Source organism: uncultured Campylobacter sp., from assembly GCF_905373215.1.
GTDB lineage: Bacteria > Campylobacterota > Campylobacteria > Campylobacterales > Campylobacteraceae > Campylobacter_B.
The window spans coordinates 59,167-80,431 of the sequence record NZ_CAJPRT010000005.1 but is presented as its reverse complement, the minus strand read 5'-3'; the positions used below and the strand labels follow the sequence as shown (position 1 = coordinate 80,431).

Genomic DNA, 21,265 nt, shown 5'->3' with positions numbered 1-21,265 from the left:
CCAAATTGCAAAGCAAAACGCCGCCGCTGCGTCCAAATTCCGCTTCGGCTCGCGGGCTTTTAAGCGCTTTTTTTGCGTTTGAAATTCGCAGATCAACCTACCTGTTTATCGTGACGGCAAACCTAAAATTTCATCCGCTGTTTTATAAAATTTTAATCCCCTTTCGTATAGAATGCATCGAAATTCCGTTTATAAAGAGCCCAATTAAAACAGAAGTTTGAAGAGCTAAAAAGACTTAAAAAACTGAAAATAACTTTAAGATACTCAAGCTAGTTTTTAAAATTCCATATAAATTCATCTACTTGAATTTATATGAAATTTAATGACGAGCTAAGATATAGAGCAATAAAATATTGCTACTAAAGAAGCTCTTTTGACTTTACAAATTTGCATATGTATTTTTATAAAGGTTAGATATGCGCAGTATAGTATTTCTTTTCATAATACCCGCTTTTTTTACCATAAGCTTTTTTGTCGCCTTAATCGCCCTCAAGGGCAAACGCAAGCTACTTTGGCTTTTTGTTTGGTTTTTGGTTTTCTTTAGCGACTTTATCCTACTTCGAGTCGTTATGGCTTATTATAATTTTAAATATGCCAAGATAAGTGTCTACGAAAAGCCCGCCATACACGCTTACTATGCAGGAGAAAGAGAAATAGTCAAATGGAATAGAAGCGGTTTTCCTTTGATAGATCCAACCAATTGGCTAAATTTCCCTGCAAGTACGACCGATGCGAATTTCATATCTTTGATAAACGGCTACGTAAATTTTATAGACTACAAAGAAAAAAGCGAGAATCCTATTACAAACGGTAAATACTTTAGAATTTATCTGGATGACTATACCGCAAAAGAGTGCTTTTTATCAGCCAAGTTAAGCACAAGTGGCTTTTTAAAGAGTATCCCGATAACATATGAAGAATTAAATATATTTTTTAATCAACTGCAACCAAATCATGAAAGTGATGATAAGATAATCAGGGGGATAAAATCGTTACTTGATGACAGAAACGCCTCGATGATAGATATAAAACCGTCCAAAATATTAAGCTACATAAAATACAATATGAAAGATCTCAAGCAAATTTACAAAGACAAATGCGTAGCTCGCAAAGAAATCAATGAAGATGAGATAGCGCCTATCGAGCTCGTAGCGGAAGATCTATATCACCTCTTAGAACTAAAGCCCGACATAAAACCTAATGTATTGACAGATATGTTATATATTGATTTTAACTACGGTGCCGTGATCAAAGATAGATATACCGGTAAAATTCTAGCAGATAACGTATATATGAGCATTGGATACCAAGGGATAGCGGGTGAAATCATAAGGGCATATGGCGGCAATCCCGGGAGTACGGATTTTTGCGATAGTGGCAGGGAGAAGTATTTGGATATATGTAATCAAAAGATGATAGAAGAATTCTTCAGAAAGGATAGAAAATGAGAAAGTTTGAGGCGCTAAAAACATATGCAGAGCTAGCTTGGGCGGGGTATAGGAGATTGAACAATTAACAAGCTGTGGTATAAAAAAGACTGCCATGGATTTTGGATTTAACCGAGGGCAATTCAGATCAAACAGATCCAAATATCAAATTTGCAAATTTAAATTTACTAATTGTGCGAATTTGAAGTAAGTTTAAATTTGTAAATTCATAAAATCCAGTATCGGCGATACTGACCGATATTGAATTTAAAATGAAATTGTATAAAAAGGATGAAAGGTGGATAATGATGTTTTTAATAAAAACAAGAATTTAAGGGATTATGACAAAGAGCCGTTGATTTTACGTGATTACAGTAGAGAAATATTGCTTCACGGTATTTTAAATTTAATATTTTTCTTTATTTCTTTGCTTTTTACTTTTGTAATACAGCACCACATCAAATTTGATGAATTTGACGAAATAATAAGAAAAATTTATATCTTATTTTTGATATTTGTAGGATTTTTAACTATTTCTTATATGATAACTATATTTTCAAAAAAGCGCCATGTTTTACTTTCGTATGATATGAAAGCGATATATTACGATAACGATTTACAAATACGAAAAATTTATAGTTTATTAGGAAATAAAGAATTTTCTTCATTTTTATATATCATACTTAGTGCAAAATTCATAACAATATACCCTATTTTAATTGTATCAATAGGTGGTTTTATATTTACTTTTGATAGCGAATTTATAATAGGTTTATTTATTTATGCTTTTGCTTTATTTTTGGCAATTATGTATGATATTTTATTTCGTATGTTGCTTTATAAAAAATCAAATAAAAATCTTATAGATTTTTGGAAATATTCACAAAAGTTTGTAATTGACATAGGTTGGATAAGGGGTATTCGCGTAGTAATACAACAAGGAACAACAATAGCTTTTTTTAATCAAAAAGACCACGATTTGTTAAAAGAATATTTTTATACATTTTTTCATATAAATTTGGATACAGATATATAAAAAATATTAAAAAATTCTAATAAGGAGACAAAAAAAGAGTAATTCAAGTAGAATTAACAAGGCAACAAACGAGTTGGATAAAGCAGAAAAAAGACTGCTATATTCTTTGAGTTTAACCGGGGGGGCTAATTCAGATCAAACAGATCCAAATATCAAATTTGCAAATTTAAATTTACTAATTGTGTGAATTTGTAAAGTAAGTTTAAATTTGTAAATTTAATAAATTCGGTATCAAACGATACTGACGAGATTTGAATTTTGTATTAAAATGTCATTGCGAAACAGAGAAACCGTTTATTAAAGCAAATTTGCAAATTCAAAACGCCTCATGCTGGATTGTTTCGACCACTTCATGGTCTCGCAATGACAAGGTTGTGGGCATTGTGGGAATTTAAATAAATTCTTGCAATAAGAGAAATTTTTTAAAAAGGATTAAAATGAGAGATTATGATAAAGCTCCGCTCATCATTAAAAATAACTTTATAATGATAATGTATGGTTTTACATTTTTACTTGTATGTAACACTATAATGATTTATATTGTATTTTTTACTGGTGTTGTCGATTGGAATAGTGACGAGTTTTTTGAAATTTTAAAAAATGAAATGAGAAATCCAAGATTTAGCTCTGTGGTTGTAGCATTTCCAATAGTCAATATTTGGGCTTTTATTGATTTTATTAGAAAATTTAGAAAACCCGAAAAAGTATATTTATATAATGATAAAGTTTATTGGGATAAACGAGATACGACGGTAGCAAAACAAAATATTGTTTGGGTTAAAAAAAGTATTTATCCTATGATTGGTAAGATACCAGATAACTCGGTTCAAAAAATTTTTGCACCATTTGGTTTTGTTATTGTGGGATTTTTTTTGATTTTATCAAATTTGTTTGCTTGTTTAGTAAAATTATTTGCCTTGTTAATTAACAAAGATTATAAATTTATACTATTTTGCACCATAGTTTTTTATGACAATCAAAAAAATGCCGTAAATGTCTATTTGATGACAAAGCAAGACTATAAACTAGTAAATGAATATTTACTACAAAATTTTAATTTACAAATTGAAAATTTAGATAAAAATTACAAATTCTATAAATAGGAGAAAATCATGCCAGAAGATGACAATACTTCTAACAATTCAAATCAAGGCGTTGCTTGGTATATCGAGCCCACTTCGGATACAATCGATTTCATAAAAGGAATTCCTGTAAATATTTTAGCCGACCCTGATAATGTCAAGGTTTTTGATAACTATGTAAAAATCAAATCAGGTGGGCTAAATATAGTTATTCCTATCGTTGATGCGGCTAGTGGCGCTATAGCATTAGGTATTGGCTAAGAGCCTTAACAAGCGTCGCCTCACTCAAAACATTTCCCTCTGTATTCACAAAAGATAAAGGAGACTTTGTTTTTATGCTCTCTAGCCACTTGCCTACCTCCTTTGGAAGCCCCAGATGTTCATCGCCATTAGCTTTCACTTTATTTTCATCTTGCGGGAATAGCAAGGAATATTCTCCGCCATCGTCTATTTTTAAATGCTCGTAGGTTAAATTTCTTACATTTGAGCTTCTTAATCCGGTAAACTTAAGCGGATTCCCTCTTATCAATTTCAACAGTTTCTGATATAGGTTTTCCTGTATAGTTTTAGTATTATATATAAATTCACATTCCTTTAGATGAAGCAAGAAATTCTCTTTCTTAATACCTTTAAATTTAGCTAGTCTATGTTTAGCATAACCCCAGAAGTTTTCTATGCCGTTTATATGATTTTTACCATTAGCGAATTCATTTTTAAAGTGCTTCACTCTGTAGTGTGCTTTGGCTCCGTAATCAACCAAACCGTCATAAGCCTTCCAGCAATCAGAATAGATAGTAGAACTATCAAGCTCGCTAAATTCTTTTAGTATCGGTATCAGTTCATTAGCAGAGCAGTTTTTAACTATCTGGGTATAGACCTTACCGTCACGCTTTAGCATTCCAAACACTCGCTGCTTTCCGCTTGCTCCTCTGCCTCTTTTTCCCCTTACCCTCTTAGCTCCAAAGTAGCTCTCATCTATCTCTATCTCACCCGAAAACTTAGATATCTTCTCACACTCTTTGGATATCAAAATTCTAATGCTTTTTAGAATTTTATTAATGGAAATTCTAGAAATTCCGGTTAAATTTGACATTTTAGTAGCATCTATATCCTCTGCGAAATACTTCAAAATCTCTCTAAATTTCTTTTCCGAAATTCGGGAACGATAGATATACTTGTTTTTCATAGTTCTCATCGTAACTTACTACTCCTTTATGTGAGCTTAAGTTAAAGAGAGCCTAAAAGATTATCGCTTATACCTCTATCTCGCGCGAACCTGAATAAAGAACGGATAAAATAAAACAAATCTTTTAAAAGTGCAAATTTCCATTCTTGTAAATAGGGTCTAATATCTGCATTATCTCTTTTTTAGTAATCTTGCCGATATCCTTATCGCTAACGTACTTTAGCCTCGATTGAAATCTAAATCGTAATTTTCTTAACGTTCTTTCGGCAAAAGCGTTATATTTGCAGTAAATTTTAAAAACACTCGCTAGCGTATTCTTTGGAGCCGCCACACCATTAGTATAGCTATTTGATATTAATTTCTTTAACAATATTCTAGCCCCTTCGAATGTTATTTCGTCGGCATTACCTAAAACCTTGATTAACTTGCCACCTTGCGTATAGTGATAGTGTCTATGCATTTTAATCGTTCCGTCTCTGGCTGGTGAGCTATAAAATTTAACGGCTATAAAATCATCTAAGACTTCGACCATAGTGCGCTTATATTGCGGCAAAATAAAATTCCTGACTACTTTGTCAGGGTCTGATTTAAAAATTGGATTATCCTTAATTTTGGTAAAAACTTCTGTCATCTTTCTTCCTTTGTATAGTAATTTTAGGCAGATTATAGAATTTCCTCAAAGGATTAACAAGGCGAGAGCGCAGAAAGAGCTACTATACAATTTTTTAATATATAGTAGTTTTTCTTAAAATATATGTATCAATCGGCAGTTCTAAGTATTAAAATTTTTTAAGAGTAATTTTAAAATTCCCAAAAATAGGGCTTTTAAAAAATTCAAAAAACTAAAAAATAGGGGAAATTCTGATAGATGGTGCGACCGACGAGATTTGAACTCGTACACCTTGCGGCACTACCCCCTCAAGATAGCGTGTCTACCAATTCCACCACGGTCGCATAAATTTTAAAGCTTAATCTCAAGCCTTGAATTATATAAGTTTAAAGCCCGATTTCTCGGGCTTAGGATTATTTTGCAGCAGCCGCAAGACCTTCTGTTACGAAAGGGTTAGCAAAAAGCAAGATGAAAGCAATAACTAGCGCGTAGATAACCTGTGCTTCGATCATCGCAAGCGAAATATACATCGTAGTCGATAGCTTACTAGCTACGCTCGGGTTTCTAGCAATACCGGTAATTGTCGCGTTAGCAGCATTTCCCATACCCATAGCGCCACCGAAGGCGGCCAATCCTAAAACGATACCGACCGTGATCGCAGAATAAGAAACGATCTGAGTGTAAGCACTTAGCTGCTCGCTAGCGAAAGCTGCGCCGCAAAGCGCAAATAACAATACAAGAACTTTTTTCATAAAAGTCTCCATAAATAAATTTTAAAACGAGTTTCGGATCAATACCCCTACTCCAACGTTTTAAGTGCAAAATATTATTAAAATTTTGCTTTTGATTTGTTTAATCTGGCGGAATTTGCGTTAAATTTAATAAACCTCGCCGTGCACGCCGACATCTTAGCACTTGGCGTCCAGATATGTATTTAGCGCCGCAACGTAGGCCTTTGCAGACGCTAGCATCGTATCTACGTCAAGTCCTCTGCCGATGATGGCGCCCTCGCCCGCAAATTCCACCTTGACGGTTACTTTCGCCAGCGCGTCTTTGCCCTGCGAGACCGCTTTTACTTGATACTCTTTCAAGCTACCGCTTATGCCGCTGATACGGTCTATCGCCTTAAATATCGCATCCACGCCGCCGTTTCCAAGCGCGCTGTCGCTTAAAATTTCATCCTTATACCTTAGCGTAAGCGCAGTGCTAGCGTGTCCTTTGTTGCAGCTATTGGAGCTTAAAACTAGCACTTCATAGGTCTTTTCGGCTCCTACGAACTCGTCGTTTACAAGCTCTCTAATATCCTCGTCGAAAACGTCCTTTTTGCTATCGGCGAGCGCTTTAAATTTATTAAACGCGATCTCAATCTGCTCGTTACTAAGCTCATAGCCCAAAGATACCAGCTTGTCTTTAAAGGCGTGGCGGCCGCTGTGTTTGCCCAGTACGAGCGAGTTTTTATCAAGTCCGATATCCTTGGCGTGCATGATCTCGTAAGTTTCTTTGTGTTTTAGCACGCCGTCTTGGTGGATGCCGCTTTCATGCGCGAAGGCGTTTTTGCCCACGATCGCCTTATTAGGTTGCGGCTCGATACCGGTGATGCTCGCGACTAAGCGGCTGGATGGATAAATTTCTTTCAAATTTATATCGGTATAAAGCGGCGCAAATTTATCCCTGCGCGTCTTGATCGCCATTACGATCTCCTCCAGCGCCGCGTTGCCCGCGCGCTCGCCGATACCGTTTATCGTACACTCGACCTGTCTGGCTCCTGCTAAAATAGCGGCTAAGGAATTTACGGTAGCCATTCCCAAGTCGTTGTGGTTATGCACCGAAACTACGGCGCGCCCGTCGATAAGCTTAACGATCTCGCCTATGCGCGCAGTGATCTCATCCGGATAGAGATAGCCCACCGTATCGGGGATATTTATGGTGGAGGCCCCTGCGCTTATCGCGGCGTCGCAGATCTCTTTTAAAAAACCCATATCGCTTCTGCACGCATCCTCGCAACTAAACTCCACGTCATCGCATAGGCTTCTAGCGTATTGCACAGACTCTACGGCGCGCTTTATGACCTCTTGCGGCTGCATTTTGAGTTTAAATTCCATATGGATGGGACTTGTGGCAATGAAGGTGTGGATGCGCCCAAGCTTCGCGCCCTTTATCGCTTCGCCTGCGGCCTTTATGTCTTTTTCTAAAGCGCGCGCAAGTGAACAGACGCGAGCCTTGCTAACGGCGCCCGCGATCTTTTCTATCGCGTCAAAGTCCCCGGGGCTCGCCGCCGCAAAACCCGCCTCGATAACATCTACGCCCAGCTTTTCAAGCTGCAACGCAAGATGTATCTTTTCGTCCGTATTCATCGACGCTCCGGGGCTTTGCTCGCCGTCACGAAGCGTCGTATCGAAGATTATGATTTTATTTTTGTCCATTACAGATCCTTTCAAATCGTTAAAATTTGGCGAAATTATAGCCGTGCAAGCTTAAAACAATCGCGACAATAAACATATCTGAGATTATTTCGCCGTTTCCTCGGGTTTGTCTTTTTTATGAAATTTGGCCGCGCTTAAATTTAAAGCTCCGCGGACTAAACCGTAAAGGATGTAAGCTAAGGCTAGCACCGCCGGAAATTCCAGCCTGAAAAGATATAAAAGCGAGAAAAATACGACGATTAGAAGCACTAAAATTTTAATCGCATTGGGGCGTTTTAGGCTGATCTTTTTAAAGCTCGGAAAGCGGATGTTGCTTACCATCAAAAACGATAGCGCCGCCATTGCGATGATCAAAAATACCCCAAACCCTTTGGAGAGCTCATATTTTAGATAAATTCCGATCCAAAACGCCATCGTAATCGCAGCTGTCGGAATCGGCAGCCCGATAAAAACGCTAGGCTCGTAGGTGCCCGTAGTGACATTGAATCGCGCCAGTCTGATCGCGCCGAAAACCACGTAAAGTGCGGCTACGAGCGAGCCAACCTTACCGTAATCGTGCCCGACCGCACAGTAAAATAGCAGCGCCGGCGCTACGCCGAAAGCAACGATATCCGCAAGGCTATCGAACTCCACGCCGAATTTCGATGTCGCATGCGTTAGCCTCGCCACGCGGCCGTCAAGCCCATCGCAGATCAAGGATAAAATGATATAAAAGATCGCGGCGCTGAAGTTGCCTTTGATCGTAGAAATTATGCTGATGACCGCTAAAAATGCACTTGCCGCCGTGAAAAAATTCGGCAATATGTAGATCAATTTTCCCTTTTCCTCTTCCATCTCTTACTCTTTAAATTTTATTTTTGCATCGCTTTTCGTTCGGTGCCGCGGATCGCTCGTAAAACGCTTTAGCGCGATCGCCTTAAAATTTAGCCCTAAGTTCTTACTCCGCGCGAGGCTTTAAATTTAAGCCTCGCTCTTTGCGTTTTCGATATCATCGTTAGCGCCCAAATTTCGCACCAGACGGGTAGGCATGCCGTTATCTTTTTCAAATTTAGAGATGATCTCCACGATCTGCTCGCCAGAGACCGTCTCTTTTTCATACAGCGCCTTCACCATCTCCTCGATCGCCGGAGCATAGGTCCTTAGTGTCTCTTTTACCGCCGCGTAGCGCTCATCCAGCGTCTTGCGGACATATTCGTCAATCTTGACCGCCGTTACCTCGCTGTAATCCTTGATGCTCTGTCCGCCGTTTAGGAAGGAATACTGCTGCTTTTCTAGCACCGCAAGCCCGAGAGCCTCGGTCATTCCTACCTGAGTAGCCATAAATTTAAGCATATCGGTAGCGCGCTGCAAATCATTACCTGCTCCGTCGGTGATCTCGCCTAAAAACACATCCTCCGCCGCGCGCCCTGCCAAAAACGTATCGATCTCGGCAAAAATTTCATGGCGCTGGTGCAGATATCTATTTTCAAATGGAGAATTTAGCGTATATCCCGCGGCGCTCAATCCGCGCGGCACGATAGTTACTTTAGATACCGGCATCGCGCCTTTGGTAAGCTCGGCGATGAGCGCATGGCCGCTTTCGTGGTAGGCGACGATCCGCTTTTCGATCGGGCTTACGCGGCGCGATTTTTTAGCTAGTCCGATACCGACGCGCTCGATCGCTTCGAGCAGGTCTTTTTGCTCGACCTCCGCCTTTGCCTCGCGACCCGCTAAAAGCGCGGCTTCGTTGATAATATTTGCAAGATCTGCTCCCGCAAAACCTACGGTAAGGCGCGCGATCTCTTCGATATCGATATCGCGAGCAAATTTAACATCGCGCATATGCACCTTCAAAATCGCCATTCTGCCGTCAAAATCAGGTCTATCGACTAGAACCTGCCTATCGAATCTGCCCGGACGCAGAAGCGCCGCATCCAGCGTCTCCGGGCGGTTGGTAGCCGCAAGGACGATTACCGGGCTTGATTCCGAGCCGAAGCCATCCATCTCGGCAAGCAGCTGATTTAGCGTCTGCTCGCGCTCATCGTTGCCTCCGCCAATACCGCCTGCGGTTCTGCTTTTGCCGATCGCATCGATCTCGTCGATAAAAACGATCGCCGGAGCCTGTTTTTTAGCGTTATCAAATAGATCGCGCACCCTGCTAGCGCCCACGCCTACGAACATCTCGATGAAACTCGAGCCCGATACCGAAAAAAACGGCACGTCCGCTTCGCCCGCGACCGCTTTGGCTAGCAGCGTCTTGCCCGTGCCCGGAGGTCCAACCAAAAGAACGCCTTTTGGAATTTTAGCTCCGAGGCTAATGTATCGCTCGGGGTTTTTTAAGAAATCTACGATCTCCTTAACCTCCTCTTTCGCCTCTTCAACGCCCGCGACATCGCTAAATTTAACCTTAGGCTTTTCGGCGCTTACTAGGTTTTTAGAGCTTCCGATGCCAAGCACGCCGCCGCCCATATTACGCTGCATGCGGTTGGCCAAAAACATCCAAATTCCAAAGAAAATCACGAGCGGCAAGACCCAGCTAAAGAGCAGATCGGTCAAAAAGTTACTCTCGTTATACGCGCCGTATGGAATTTTGCGCGATTCTAAAATTTGAACTAGCTCGGGATCATCCACGCGCTTAGCGGTGTAGATTACATTGCCGACTTGCGCTTTAATCGTGGAACTTCCAATGGAAACCATGCTTACTTGGGAGTTTTTGATTTGCGATTTTAGCTCGGAGTAAGTTACGTTTCTACTCTCGCCCGAAACGGAGCCCAGCACTCCACCGCTATCAAATCCACCACTTGGGGATATCGCTTTAAACACGACTATCAAAATAAGCGCAAAAATTATAAAAACGCCGATCGGATTTTTATTGAAAAAATTGTTTCCGCCGCCGTTTTGAGGGGGTTGATTATTTGGGTTGTTATTCATATTTTCCTTTCATAAACGAAGCTGAGCCATTCGTTTTGCTTTTTCATCTGCACGAAATTTAGATCCGAAAAGGCTTGCTCGATCCTATCTTTATATTTTTCTAAAATTCCCGACAGCACGAGCTTGCCGCCCGGTTTTAGCGCTTTTTTCAGATCCGTGCTTAGGATCAAAATCACGTCGGCGATTATATTTGCGACGACGAGATCAAACTGCGACTGCGCGGCTGCGCTTGAGTCTTGCTCGCTTAAACTAGACGCTCGCTCGCCCAAGCTTGAAACGCTGCCGAGCCAAATTTGATCGATCTGCACGCCGTTTTTCTCGGCGTTTTGCTGTGTAGCTGTTACCGCCTGCTCGTCGGTATCGCAGGCGCTTACCTTTGCGCCCAGTTTTTTCATCGCGATACTTAAAATTCCGCTACCGCAGCCCACGTCAAGCGCGCTCATGCCCGCGCGAGCAAGCTCGCTAAGCAGCGCCAGACACATATTGGTGCTTTCGTGATGACCCGAGCCGAACGCCAGCGCAGGATCGATTAGCAGATCGATTAGCGCGGGATCTTGCGATCTTTCGCACCAGCTCGGACGGACGTAAAATTTGCCGACCGCCACGGGCGCGACGCCTTTTTTATACTGCTCGATCCAATCAATATTAGGCTTTTTTGAAATTTCGATCTGCAGATCGGCATCTAAATTGAGAGATCGCGCGAGCTCCTTTTTAAACTCTTCAAACGCAAATTTTAAATTTTGCAGATCCTCTTCGTCGCGGATTATGAAACGCTCGCCGCGTTCTTCGACGCAGGTAATGCCGAACTCAAACGCAAAGTTTTTAAAAAGCTCGCTTGCATTCGCGCTTTTTACGATCATCTCATAAAAAAAATCTTTCATCGCCTCACATCGCCTTTAAATTTTAAAATTTGCATATTACTAAAATTTAGTTCAAACTTTGCTTACGCTCGGGCGTTTTTATAGAGCCTCAAACGCCTTTTTAAGATCGAGCGTACCCTCGTAATACGCCTTGCCGACGATGACGCCCGCGATGAGCCCTGCGTTTTTAAGCGTGATTATGTCGTTCATATCTTTCACGCCGCCGCTTGCGATAGTATCGATGCCGCAAGCTTTCGCGATAGAGCGGCTAAATTCTACGTTCACGCCGCTTAGCATCCCGTCGCGCGATATGTCGGTACAGATGATCGCGCAAACGCCCGCGTCCGCGTAGTCTCGAGCCAGATCGGTCGCTTTTACGCGGCTTAGCTCCGCCCAGCCCTCGGTCGCTACGAGCCCGTTTTTTGCGTCTATGCCCACGACGATGCGGTAAAGCTTCGCCATCCTCCTTACGAAATCCGGGTTTTTAAGCGCCGCCGAGCCGAGGATAAATCTATCGACGCCTAGGCTCAAATACTGCTTTATGCGCGCTTCGTCGCGGATACCGCCGCCCACTTCTACGCGCAGGCGAGTGCTTTTTACGATCCGCTCGATCGCTTTGAAATTTACCGCTTCGCCAGCAAACGCGCCGTCGAGATCGACCAAATGCAGCCATTTAGCGCCGAGATCTTCAAATTTTTTGGCTAGCTCGCAGGGGTCTTTGGAATAAATTTTTGCGCTTTGCATCTCGCCCTTGCTAAGGCGCACGGCACATCCTTGTTTTAGATCGATCGCAGGTAAAATCTCCATCACAGCTCCGTAAAATTTTTAATGATTTTTATGCCCGCATCGTGGCTTTTTTCGGGATGCGGCTGAAAGGCGAATACGTTTTCGCGCCAGATCGCGCTTACAAACTCATAGCCGTAAAACGTGCTCGCAAGCGTGATCTCGCGCTCGCAAAGGACGTGGTAGGAGTGCACGAAATACAGATACTCAAACTCGCCTAGGCCCGCATTTATCGGCGAGCGCTTGATAAAATGCGCGCTGTTCCAGCCGACGTGCGGGATCTTTAGGCTTTCGGCGCGAGCGAAATTTTGCCCGCAGTGCTCGCTCGGCTCTGCCCCGTCTGAATTAAATTTCGCCCCGCCCGATCCAAATTTCATATTTTTTCTAAATTTTATATTTTCGGACCTGGATTCCGCCTCCCGAATATTAAATTTCGTTTTGTCAAATTTTACGACGCGACCGGGTAAAATTCCAAGCCCGCTGCGCGCGCCGAATTCCTCGCTTTGTTCAAACAGAAGCTGCATCCCAAGGCAGATACCTAAAAAATATCTGCCGCTCGCGACGAATTCTTTAATCGCGGCGTCCATACCGCTTGCGCGAAGCCTCTCCATCGCCTCGCCGAATGCGCCCACGCCCGGAAGCAGAGCCTTATCGCAGCTCAAAAGCTCCTCAGGGCTGCGCGCGAGGCAAAATTTAGCGCCGCAAAAGCTAAGCGCGTTCATCACGCTTTGGATATTGCCCGCGCCGTAATCCACGATACCGATCAAGCCGTGCCCTTCATATCGTTCAATCGGTGCGAAAACTCAGGCACGATGCGCTTTAACTTCTCCGCGACCTGCGCGTCCTCGCACTCCGAAAGCTCCTCGATCTGCGAGCTTAGCTCTTGCAGATCGTATTTTGCGGAGTGGGTTACGAATATGGATTGGTACTTCGTGCTCTTGTCGTTTTCGTCGATCAAAAGCTCCTCGTAAAGCTTCTCGCCGGGACGCAGGCCTACAAATTTAATACCAAGCTCCTCCTTGCCGGCAAGCTGCAGCATTCGCTTGGCAAGATCGGCGATCTTTACGGGCTCGCCCATATCCAGCACGAAAAGTTCGCCGCCCTGCGCGATGGAGGCCGCTTGAAGCACCAGCTGGCACGCCTCGCTAACGAGCATAAAATATCTCGTAATCTCGGGGTGCGTAACGGTAAGCGGCTCGTTCGCTTCGATCTGGCGTTTAAATTTAGGGATGACGCTGCCACTTGAGCCGAGCACGTTTCCGAAGCGCACCGCGACGATCTGCGTGTCGCTTGCCGCGTCGTTGGAATTTAGCGCGTAAAGCTCGCAGATACGCTTCGTCGTGCCCATAATGTTCGTCGGTCGTACCGCCTTATCGGTCGAGATCAAAACGACTTTTTTCGCGCCGTATTTTTTAGACAGATCGATTACGTTTTTTGTGCCGATGACATTATTTTTGACCGCTAGATGCGGGTTAAACTCGCATAGCGGCACGTGCTTATACGCCGCTGCGTGCACGACTACCTCTGGGCGAAATTCCGCAAAAATCTCCTCCAGCTCATGGCGATAAACGACGTTTATCATCTTTAGCTCGTTGCGCGCGTCCGCGCCGGTGGCTTCATTAATCGAGTAGAGGTTAAACTCGCTGTGCTCGACCATGATAAGACGCTTTGCGCCGAATTTCAAGCATTGCTTGCAAATTTCGCTTCCTATCGTGCCGCCCGCACCCGTTACCAGCACGATCTTGCCTTTGATAAAATTTTCGATCGCCTTGGTGTCGAGGTCTTTTGGCTTGCGAGCGAGCAGATCCTCGATCGATACGTCGCGGATCTTTCTGCTCTCATCCTCCAAAAGCGAAAAGAGCTTGATATCCTTTAGCCCGTATGCAAAAAGCTCGTCGTATAGCTCCTTTAGCTCGTCCGGATACAGCGCCAACGCGATGATTGCGGTTTTGGCGCCGCTATCTTTGATCATCTGCGGAATTTCGCCCTTGGCCCTCACGACATAGTTTTCGCAATACGTTCCCACAAGCTCAGGCCGCCCGTCCACGACGCCCACCGGATAGTAGTTGATATATTTTTGCCGCATACCTTTTAGGACGTGAAAGGTCTTGCTCGTAGCGCCCACGACGATGCAGGGCTCGTTATTCGTGATGTTTTTCTTCTCGCTTAGAAACATCCGCTTTGAAATTCTAACCCCGCTGATCAAGATGAACGAGATCGCCGCGTCTATGATAATGACCGAGCGCGGGAACGGGTTAAAAATTTTACTCGCCAAGAAGAATACTATCAAAAAGGTAAGCGCTGCCATCACGTGCGCGTAGAAAAGCTTCCTCGCTTCGTATAGCCCGAAAAATCTCCACGGAACTAAATAGATCCGCAAAAACCAAAAGTAGAAAATTTTAATCGCCGTAAGACTCGAGGCGCTAAGCAGCGCGCCTTTATAGAATTCGTTCGGTATATCTCCGCTAAATCGCAGCAAAAACGCGATGTAAACGGAGAGGATCGAGATAAAAATATCTCCTAGCAAAAAAAACGCGAAGCGGCTAAATTTAGTGGGCTTTAACAGCATCAGATGTTTTCTTTTACGATTTTTACGACGCGCTCGATCGTCTCGTCACTCATATCGGTGCCGCTAGGAAGGCAGATGCCGCGACTGAACATATCCTCGCTCGTGCCGTCAACTACGCTAAGCGCGCCTGCAAAGATGCTTTGTAGATGCATAGGCTTCCAAAGCGGACGAGATTCGATGTCGGCTTTATTTAGCGCATCGATAACCTTTAGATGGGCATTCTTTTTCTTAAATAGAAGCGTCGTAAGCCATCTATTGCCCTCGCCGCCTTCTACTTCAGGCATAAACTCCACGTCGGTGCCTCTAAACAGATCCTCGTAAATTTTAAAAATTTCGCGTTTTCTCTTTACGCGCTGCGGCAAGACCTCCATCTGACCTACGCCGATAGCGCCTAAGACGTTGCTTAAGCGGTAGTTATAGCCGTAGTCCTTGTGCTCGTAGTGAAGCAGCGGCTCGCGCGCCTGGGTGCTTAAAAATCTAGCCTTAGCCACTAGCTCCTCATCGTTTGAGATCAGCATGCCACCACCTGAGGTAGTGATGATTTTATTGCCATTAAAGCTTAGCGCGCCGCATTTTCCGATACCGCCTAATGCTTTACCCTTATAAAATCCGCCCAGCGCCTCTGCGGCATCCTCGATAACATCAATGCCTTCGTTCGCGCAAATTTCGCATATCTCGTCCATCTTCGCAGCCTGTCCGTAAAGATGCGTAACGACGAGCACCTTTGGCTTTTTCGGCGATTTTTTGATCGCTTCTTTAAGCAGCCTCGGGCTTAAATTCCAACTCTCGTCGCTGTCTATCAGCACCGGCACGCAGCGCTCGTAAAATATTGGATTTAGCGACGCCATGAAGGTAAACGTGGATCCTAGAACCACGTCGCCGTCCTTTGCGCCGCTGCAGCGAAGCGCCAGATGAAGCGCCGCCGTGCCTGCGTTTAGCGCTAGCGCGCCGCGCGTGCCAGTATAGGACTTCACTGCGTCTTCAAAGCGATTGACATATTCGCCCAAAGGCGCGATATAGTTGCTTTCAAATACCTTTTTTATATACTCAAGCTCATTGCCACCCATATTTGGCGGGCTTAAAAATACTCTTGCCATCTCTATCCTTCCTTGATCTTTAAATTTAACCTCGCGCGGAGCAAAGTTAAATTTAGCTTTCGGTATAAAATTTAAATGCTCGGATTTTATCACTTTTAATGCTATAAATTTTAAATTCAGCCATTTTTTTTAATCACGCGAGCGGGCACGCCTACGGCTACGCTGTCGCTAGCTATGTCGCGCACGACCGCAGCACCCGCGCCGATGATGCAGCGCTGCCCGATACTTAGCCTCTGAATGACGCTAGCGCCGATTCCAATGTGCGAAAACGCCCCCACCTTCACGCCGCCCGCAAGCGCCGCGTTTGGGCTAACGTGCGCGAACTCGCCGATCTCGCACTCATGCTCGATTACGACGCCTGAATTTATTATCGCACCGCGACCGATTTTAGCTCGCGCGTTTATCACGGCGCCGGGCATTACGACTGCGCCCTCGCCGATGACTGCGCTTGCGCTAACGATCGCGCTTTGATGAATTAGCGTCGCTATCTCAAAACCGGCGCGCGATACTCTCTCTTGGATCTTTGCGCGGGTTTTATTATCGCCGATTGCGATTATTAGGGGATGCTTCGGCAGATCCTCGCTAAATTTCAGCCCCGCTGCGTCGTCTAAAAAAATGACCTCGCTAAATTTAGCCCCGCGTGCGGCTAGCGCGACATCCGCGACCACCAGCCCGTGTCCGCTTGCGCCGTAAACGTAAATTTTAGTTGTGTCCATTAAATTTCTCCGTCGTCGCCATACCCTCTTTATTCACGCCCTCTTTCGCAAGCACCTTTTTTATCGTTAAAAGCGCGATCTTAAGATCGAGCGCGAAGCTTAAATTCTGCGCGTAATACGTATCAAACTCAAATTTTTTCTCCCAGCTGATCGCGTTGCGACCGTTTACCTGCGCAAGCCCCGTGATGCCCGGGCGCACGCTGTGCCTAAGGCGCTGCGGCGGCGAATAAAGCGGCAAGTATTCGATCAGCAACGGTCGCGGCCCGATGAAGCTCATATCGCCCTTTAGCACGTTGAAAAGCTGCGGCAGCTCATCCAGGCTTAGCGCGCGGATCTTTTTGCCGTAATCGTTCAGCCGCTCTTCGTCGGGCAGAAGCTCGCCGTCCGCGCCGCGCTCGTCGCTCATCGTTTTAAATTTGTAAATTTTAAAAATTTGCTCATCAAACCCAGGGCGAGATTGCGTAAAAATCGTGCTTTTGCTAATGTGCTTGCGGATCAAGAACCACGTAAGCGCCATCACGGGCGAAACCAAAATAATCAAAATCAAAGCCGCCGTAAAATCAAGCGCGCGTTTTAAAAAGCCCCTATACATCGATAAATTTCCTATAAACCTCTAAATATTTTTCCGTGACGATCTTTTCGTCGTAATTTGCAAGTACTATCTCGCGCCCGTTTCGTCCAAGCCTTTCGCAAAGCGTAGCATCGTCTAATAAAATTTCGATCTTTCGCGCAAGACCCTCTGCGTCGCGAGTGCGGCAGATTAGGCCGTTTATCCCCTCTTGCACCGCCTCGACGCAGCCGCTACAGTCGCTTACCACGCAGGCTCGCGCCATGCTCATCGCCTCTAAAACCGTGCGCGGAAAGCCCTCCTTGTAGCTAGGAAGTGCCAGCAAGTAACTAGCCTTCAAAAGCTCTGGCACATCGTTTCTGGCACCCAGATAATGCACCTCACCGCTTCGCAAAAACGTAGGATCGGCGGTGCTTTTATTGCCCGCAAAGCCCTCGCCTACGAAGACGAATTTCGCATCCGATCGATCTTTTAAAATTTCTGCTGCTTCGTAGAATTCTCTCACGCCCTTATGCCACATCGCGCGAGCTATCATCAGTACGATCTTTTTGCCATGCAAATCCTCGCCCAGATCCGCTGCACTAACGATTTGGGGGTTGAACCTTTCAGCATCTACGCCTACACTTTTAATCCTTATGACCTTTTGCTTCGCAATAAGCCCGCGAGATAGCATATAATCAGGATCGGCATCGTTTACAAATACGCAAGCATCCGCCTGCGAAAATGAAAATTTATAAAGCTTCTCCAAGACAGCCCTCACGAGCCTTGTTTTAATATCATCGTCGATATAAAAGCTGCCCAGCCCCTCGACTAAGTTTATCACATATTTTATACCCGCCTCTCGAGCCGCCAGCGTACCAAACACGTTTGATTTGTGCGCAGCTGTTTGCAGCAGGTCCAAATTTAGCTTCTTTAGCTCGCGCGCAAGGGCTTTGGTGTTGCTAAATACGGTAAGCGGATTTAGGCTAGCTCGATCAAGATCGTAGGTTACGGCATTAAAATCGCGTACCAAATCCTGCGTATAAGCGCCGCGAGGAGCGATTGCAAAAACCTCGTGTCCGCGCTCTTTTAAAGCCTGCATTATCGGGCGACGAAAGAAATGTAAGCTCATATCGGCATGGCTTAAAAACCCTATGCGAGCCATCTGCTGCATTCCTTGCTTGGCGTTGCGAGATTAAATTTCATAAATTTCTCCTTAGCTTGCGGCAAAATTTTATCTAGCGCTTTAATTTATAAACTTTCACAGCAGGGCTTAAGATCACAGGCTCGAATAGCTCAGGCCTATATCTTTCAAATACAAAAAGCTGAATGTAGCTCGAGTTTAGCATCGCTCTATCCATCAGCAAAAACCGCCCGTAATCGCGCATGAAAATCACGTAAAATTGCGCGCTGCTGTCCATATTAAACTCTTTTACCGAAAGCTTGCCGCTCGCGTCGTAGCTCGTTTCGTAAAAGGTATTGATCGCGAATTTTCTGCCGCTATATTCTAAATTTAAAAGGCTCGGCGAGATCGAAAAGCCGTTGTCCATATGCACGCCGCTTTGATCCTGAACAAACCTATCGCTCGTTATGAAAAACAGCTCGCCCAGCTGCTTGCCGTCGGTGATGTCGATGTTTGAAAACTGCGTGACGACGGGAAAGATATTCATCATACGATCGGGCAGGATGTAGTAGATGTCACGCGTAGGCTTCGGCGGCTTAAAATCAGCCAGTCCCAAGCTTAAGATAAAATCATTTACATCAGTCGCGTTATAGTCTTTTAAAATTTGCTTTAGCTTGTTTGGAATTTTTTCGCTATATCCGCGCTCGGTGTATTCGACATCCAGGCGCGCCATATTTGCGGAGCTCATCTGATCTCTAAAAAGTGCAAAGCTAACGGGGAAATTATCGTTGCCTAGGTGTTTGCCGCCGTCGATAAGGGTTTTTACGTCGCTGTAATAGCGTATGCCGTATCCGTAGTCCCACCACGAAAGCGCGTAATCCTCGCGCTGCGCCTTATCTTTGAGCTCGTCAAGCACCCGCACCTCGCTTTGATAAAAGACCGTATCGACCTTGTACGAGACGATGTGCTGCCACGCAGGATAGATCGCAAGCGCCGTCAAAATAAGCAGTATCGCGCGTGCAGCGATCTTTGGCAGATCCAAGCGCTTTACGCAAAAATACAAAATATATCCAAAGCTCAGCCCCATCACGCCCACGGCGTAGATCGTAAATCTAAGGCCCGCTTTGTTTGCCGCAAAGCCCAAAAGCAGAAGCGGGATCGAGAGTAAAAATTCCTTATGCCTAAAGCAAAGTACTACGTATCCGATCGCCGCGATCACGAAAACCGCGACGTGCGAGCTGATGCGCTCCATAAAGATCTTAGGTGGCACGATGCCAGATTCTTGGATCGTTTGATTGACATTGAAAAAATGAAATGCCGTATCGGCGTTGTCCGCAAGGGAGCGGAAGATATAAAATTTCGCCTGAAAGATGATCGGGCTAAGACCTCCGTTTGCGACGAAAAAGACTACGGCAAGCGCGCCGATAATCGTTAAAATTTTAAAATTTAATAGCTTTCCTCTAAACGCAAAGAGCCAAAATAGCGTGAGCGAGATTAAAATTTTAGCTACCAAAGGCGTGGAGCAAAGCGCGATCAAAAAGATAATCATCGCTTCGTAATTTACCGCACTTTTTCGTTTAAAAATCAGCGTGTAGGCGAAAAATACGGCGAGCATCATGGAATTTAGCGAGAAGCTGGACGGATACCACCACATATAAAATATCACAAACGCGCCCAGCCAAAACAGCGTGCTGCGCGAACCGCGCGTACAAATGCGGATGAGCGCCCACAAAATACACATCGCAAGCACGATATTTAGCATATCGGTGTCGTAATACCCCGCCATAGTGCGGTTGTAGTAGCTATTCGCCACGCTCGCGACAAGCGCGCCGATGAAGCCCGCGCGCATGCAGCGAAACTCACTTGAGATAAGCAAGATCGGCACTACGATGAGCGAGCTAAACAAAGCCGGCAGATAAACGAATATCGTCTCGATTTTAAAGGGCAAAATTTCAGCCAAAAACGCCGTCACGATCGAAAGCGGCGCGCTAAAATAACTAAGATCGTTGGGCTGATGAAAACCCGCGAGGCGGTCGCGCGCACCCTCTGCAAAGGCGTAGCCGTCGTTGGTGTTTATCATCAGCTCGCCATCCCAAAAAAAGTAGTTCGGAAATCCGCTCGCCCAATACACCCACCACATACGAAACGCCACGCTAAAGGCAAATGCAAACAAAATCATCAGCAAAATATGCTTTGAAAACTCATAATTTTTTATGAAGCCAAAAATTCTACGCCTGGCAGGAAGCGCGCCAGCTGACTGATTTTTAGAATTTTGGGAATTTTCTGCTGTAAAGCTTTTAGAATTATCAGAATTTATGCCGTTTGTAGAATTTAAAGCACTTGCGGAATTCGCATTTTTAAATTTAGCCAAATTAGCGGCTTTTGCGGAATTTTTATTTGTAGAGTTCGCAACGCCAGAGGAATTTTTATTTGTAGAATTTTTGCTCGTGGAATTTGCAGCGCCCTTTAAATTTGAGTTTGTAGAATTTGCGCCTGCGGAATTTTCAGAATTTACCGAGGCGGAATTTCGTCCGCTTGATTTTTTAGCCTTTTTGGATTTTTTTTGTGCTCGCATTTTTGCAGAAACAGCGCGCGCTTGATCGTCGCTTAAATTTTTAACGCCGGTGTGCGCGGAATTTTTGCTCGCAGAATTTTTTGCATCAAGCGCGGAATTTTTATCGCTCTGAGGCGCGGTATCCTCGCTACCCTCAATCTCGGCATTTTCGCCGCTAAAATTCTCTCCGCCGCCTGCGGAATACTCTGCGTCAAAATTTCCCTCACTAGCGAAATTTTCGCTTAAGGCAGCTTTGTCGGTACCCATTGATTGCGCGCCTTTTTGATCGTCCGATCCTTCGTCGATCTCTCTGACGCTAAAAGCCTTTTTTTCTTCACCCAC

Annotated in this window: 19 protein-coding genes, 1 tRNA gene and 1 pseudogene; 5 read left to right on the top strand and 16 right to left on the bottom strand. The window is 44.5% G+C overall.

Annotation, left to right across the window (positions count from 1 at the left end):
- Positions 1-5: 5 nt before the first annotated feature.
- The 5 genes from QZ176_RS03935 to QZ176_RS03915 all read left to right on the top strand — a co-directional run bounded on the left by QZ176_RS03935 (position 6) and on the right by QZ176_RS03915 (position 3,806).
- The gene (locus QZ176_RS03935; protein ID WP_295151379.1) at positions 6-221 is read left to right on the top strand and encodes a hypothetical protein; all 216 of its coding nucleotides are present in this window, start codon (positions 6-8) and stop codon (positions 219-221) included.
- Positions 222-416: 195 nt separating this feature from the next.
- Positions 417-1,448: a hypothetical protein gene (locus tag QZ176_RS03930; RefSeq protein WP_295151378.1), complete on the top strand. Its 1,032-nt coding sequence runs from the start codon at positions 417-419 to the stop codon at positions 1,446-1,448.
- 277 nt (positions 1,449-1,725) lie between these two features.
- Entirely contained in the window at positions 1,726-2,463 is a 738-nt protein-coding gene (locus QZ176_RS03925; protein ID WP_295151377.1) for a hypothetical protein, read from the top strand.
- Between the two features lie 437 nt (positions 2,464-2,900).
- Positions 2,901-3,566, top strand: coding sequence for a hypothetical protein (locus QZ176_RS03920; RefSeq protein ID WP_295151376.1), 666 nt, complete (start codon positions 2,901-2,903; stop codon positions 3,564-3,566).
- A gap of 9 nt (positions 3,567-3,575) precedes the next feature.
- Positions 3,576-3,806 (top strand): hypothetical protein, encoded by a 231-nt coding sequence (locus tag QZ176_RS03915; RefSeq protein ID WP_295151375.1) that lies wholly within the window; start codon positions 3,576-3,578, stop codon positions 3,804-3,806.
- A 241-nt stretch (positions 3,807-4,047) separates the two neighbouring features.
- On the opposite strand, the pseudogene QZ176_RS03910 reads toward QZ176_RS03915, so the two are convergent.
- The 16 genes and pseudogenes from QZ176_RS03910 to QZ176_RS03835 form a co-directional block, all read right to left on the bottom strand.
- Positions 4,048-4,740 (bottom strand): annotated as a pseudogene (locus QZ176_RS03910) (IS1595 family transposase); the annotation flags it as partial.
- Between the two features lie 115 nt (positions 4,741-4,855).
- On the bottom strand, positions 4,856-5,362 hold the full coding sequence (locus QZ176_RS03905; protein ID WP_295151374.1) for a hypothetical protein: 507 nt from the start codon (positions 5,360-5,362) through the stop codon (positions 4,856-4,858).
- 238 nt (positions 5,363-5,600) lie between these two features.
- Positions 5,601-5,685: transfer RNA gene (locus QZ176_RS03900), tRNA-Leu, on the bottom strand.
- 69 nt (positions 5,686-5,754) lie between these two features.
- Entirely contained in the window at positions 5,755-6,093 is a 339-nt protein-coding gene (gene atpE / locus QZ176_RS03895) for an ATP synthase F0 subunit C (RefSeq protein WP_295151373.1), read from the bottom strand.
- 156 nt (positions 6,094-6,249) lie between these two features.
- Positions 6,250-7,764, bottom strand: a complete 1,515-nt coding sequence (locus tag QZ176_RS03890) for a 2-isopropylmalate synthase (protein ID WP_295151372.1) — start codon at positions 7,762-7,764, stop codon at positions 6,250-6,252.
- Positions 7,765-7,848: 84 nt separating this feature from the next.
- Positions 7,849-8,598 carry a CDP-diacylglycerol--serine O-phosphatidyltransferase gene (gene pssA / locus QZ176_RS03885; protein ID WP_295151371.1) on the bottom strand — a complete coding sequence of 250 codons (750 nt, stop codon included), beginning with the start codon at positions 8,596-8,598 and terminating at the stop codon, positions 7,849-7,851.
- A gap of 126 nt (positions 8,599-8,724) precedes the next feature.
- Entirely contained in the window at positions 8,725-10,674 is a 1,950-nt protein-coding gene (gene ftsH, locus QZ176_RS03880) for an ATP-dependent zinc metalloprotease FtsH (RefSeq protein ID WP_295151370.1), read from the bottom strand.
- Positions 10,671-11,555: a 50S ribosomal protein L11 methyltransferase gene (locus tag QZ176_RS03875; protein WP_295151369.1), complete on the bottom strand. Its 885-nt coding sequence runs from the start codon at positions 11,553-11,555 to the stop codon at positions 10,671-10,673. The genes ftsH and QZ176_RS03875 overlap by 4 nt, the downstream gene beginning before the upstream one ends.
- Positions 11,556-11,633: 78 nt before the next feature.
- On the bottom strand, positions 11,634-12,341 hold the full coding sequence (gene hisA / locus QZ176_RS03870) for a 1-(5-phosphoribosyl)-5-[(5-phosphoribosylamino)methylideneamino]imidazole-4-carboxamide isomerase (protein WP_295151368.1): 708 nt from the start codon (positions 12,339-12,341) through the stop codon (positions 11,634-11,636).
- Positions 12,341-13,084: an imidazole glycerol phosphate synthase subunit HisH gene (gene hisH, locus QZ176_RS03865; RefSeq protein WP_295151367.1), complete on the bottom strand. Its 744-nt coding sequence runs from the start codon at positions 13,082-13,084 to the stop codon at positions 12,341-12,343. The genes hisA and hisH overlap by 1 nt, the downstream gene beginning before the upstream one ends.
- Entirely contained in the window at positions 13,081-14,886 is a 1,806-nt protein-coding gene (locus QZ176_RS03860) for a nucleoside-diphosphate sugar epimerase/dehydratase (RefSeq protein WP_295151366.1), read from the bottom strand. Before QZ176_RS03860 ends, hisH begins: the two co-directional genes overlap by 4 nt.
- On the bottom strand, positions 14,886-15,983 hold the full coding sequence (gene pglE, locus QZ176_RS03855; protein ID WP_295151365.1) for a UDP-N-acetylbacillosamine transaminase: 1,098 nt from the start codon (positions 15,981-15,983) through the stop codon (positions 14,886-14,888). The genes QZ176_RS03860 and pglE overlap by 1 nt, the downstream gene beginning before the upstream one ends.
- 116 nt (positions 15,984-16,099) lie before the next feature.
- Positions 16,100-16,699: a UDP-N-acetylbacillosamine N-acetyltransferase gene (pglD, locus tag QZ176_RS03850; protein ID WP_295151364.1), complete on the bottom strand. Its 600-nt coding sequence runs from the start codon at positions 16,697-16,699 to the stop codon at positions 16,100-16,102.
- Positions 16,686-17,291, bottom strand: coding sequence for an undecaprenyl phosphate N,N'-diacetylbacillosamine 1-phosphate transferase (gene pglC, locus QZ176_RS03845; protein WP_295151363.1), 606 nt, complete (start codon positions 17,289-17,291; stop codon positions 16,686-16,688). Before pglC ends, pglD begins: the two co-directional genes overlap by 14 nt.
- Positions 17,284-18,411 (bottom strand): glycosyltransferase family 4 protein, encoded by a 1,128-nt coding sequence (locus tag QZ176_RS03840; RefSeq protein WP_295151362.1) that lies wholly within the window; start codon positions 18,409-18,411, stop codon positions 17,284-17,286. The genes pglC and QZ176_RS03840 overlap by 8 nt, the downstream gene beginning before the upstream one ends.
- Before the next feature lie 73 nt (positions 18,412-18,484).
- Positions 18,485-21,265: an STT3 domain-containing protein gene (locus QZ176_RS03835; RefSeq protein ID WP_295151361.1), complete on the bottom strand. Its 2,781-nt coding sequence runs from the start codon at positions 21,263-21,265 to the stop codon at positions 18,485-18,487.

Excerpts from the sequence above, each read along its gene's own strand:
- QZ176_RS03905 (WP_295151374.1), bottom strand. The coding sequence starts at position 5,362 with ATGACAGAAGTTTTTACCAAAATTAAGGATAATCCAATTTTTAAATCA.
- pssA (WP_295151371.1), bottom strand. The coding sequence starts at position 8,598 with ATGGAAGAGGAAAAGGGAAAATTGATCTACATATTGCCGAATTTTTTC.
- QZ176_RS03875 (WP_295151369.1), bottom strand. The coding sequence starts at position 11,555 with ATGAAAGATTTTTTTTATGAGATGATCGTAAAAAGCGCGAATGCAAGC.
- QZ176_RS03840 (WP_295151362.1), bottom strand. The coding sequence starts at position 18,411 with ATGGCTCGCATAGGGTTTTTAAGCCATGCCGATATGAGCTTACATTTC.
- atpE (WP_295151373.1), bottom strand. The coding sequence starts at position 6,093 with ATGAAAAAAGTTCTTGTATTGTTATTTGCGCTTTGCGGCGCAGCTTTC.
- QZ176_RS03920 (WP_295151376.1), top strand. The coding sequence starts at position 2,901 with ATGAGAGATTATGATAAAGCTCCGCTCATCATTAAAAATAACTTTATA.
- QZ176_RS03860 (WP_295151366.1), bottom strand. The coding sequence starts at position 14,886 with ATGCTGTTAAAGCCCACTAAATTTAGCCGCTTCGCGTTTTTTTTGCTA.
- ftsH (WP_295151370.1), bottom strand. The coding sequence starts at position 10,674 with ATGAATAACAACCCAAATAATCAACCCCCTCAAAACGGCGGCGGAAAC.
- QZ176_RS03890 (WP_295151372.1), bottom strand. The coding sequence starts at position 7,764 with ATGGACAAAAATAAAATCATAATCTTCGATACGACGCTTCGTGACGGC.
- hisA (WP_295151368.1), bottom strand. The coding sequence starts at position 12,341 with ATGGAGATTTTACCTGCGATCGATCTAAAACAAGGATGTGCCGTGCGC.
- QZ176_RS03930 (WP_295151378.1), top strand. The coding sequence starts at position 417 with ATGCGCAGTATAGTATTTCTTTTCATAATACCCGCTTTTTTTACCATA.
- QZ176_RS03915 (WP_295151375.1), top strand. The coding sequence starts at position 3,576 with ATGCCAGAAGATGACAATACTTCTAACAATTCAAATCAAGGCGTTGCT.
- pglD (WP_295151364.1), bottom strand. The coding sequence starts at position 16,699 with ATGGACACAACTAAAATTTACGTTTACGGCGCAAGCGGACACGGGCTG.
- pglC (WP_295151363.1), bottom strand. The coding sequence starts at position 17,291 with ATGTATAGGGGCTTTTTAAAACGCGCGCTTGATTTTACGGCGGCTTTG.
- pglE (WP_295151365.1), bottom strand. The coding sequence starts at position 15,983 with ATGGCAAGAGTATTTTTAAGCCCGCCAAATATGGGTGGCAATGAGCTT.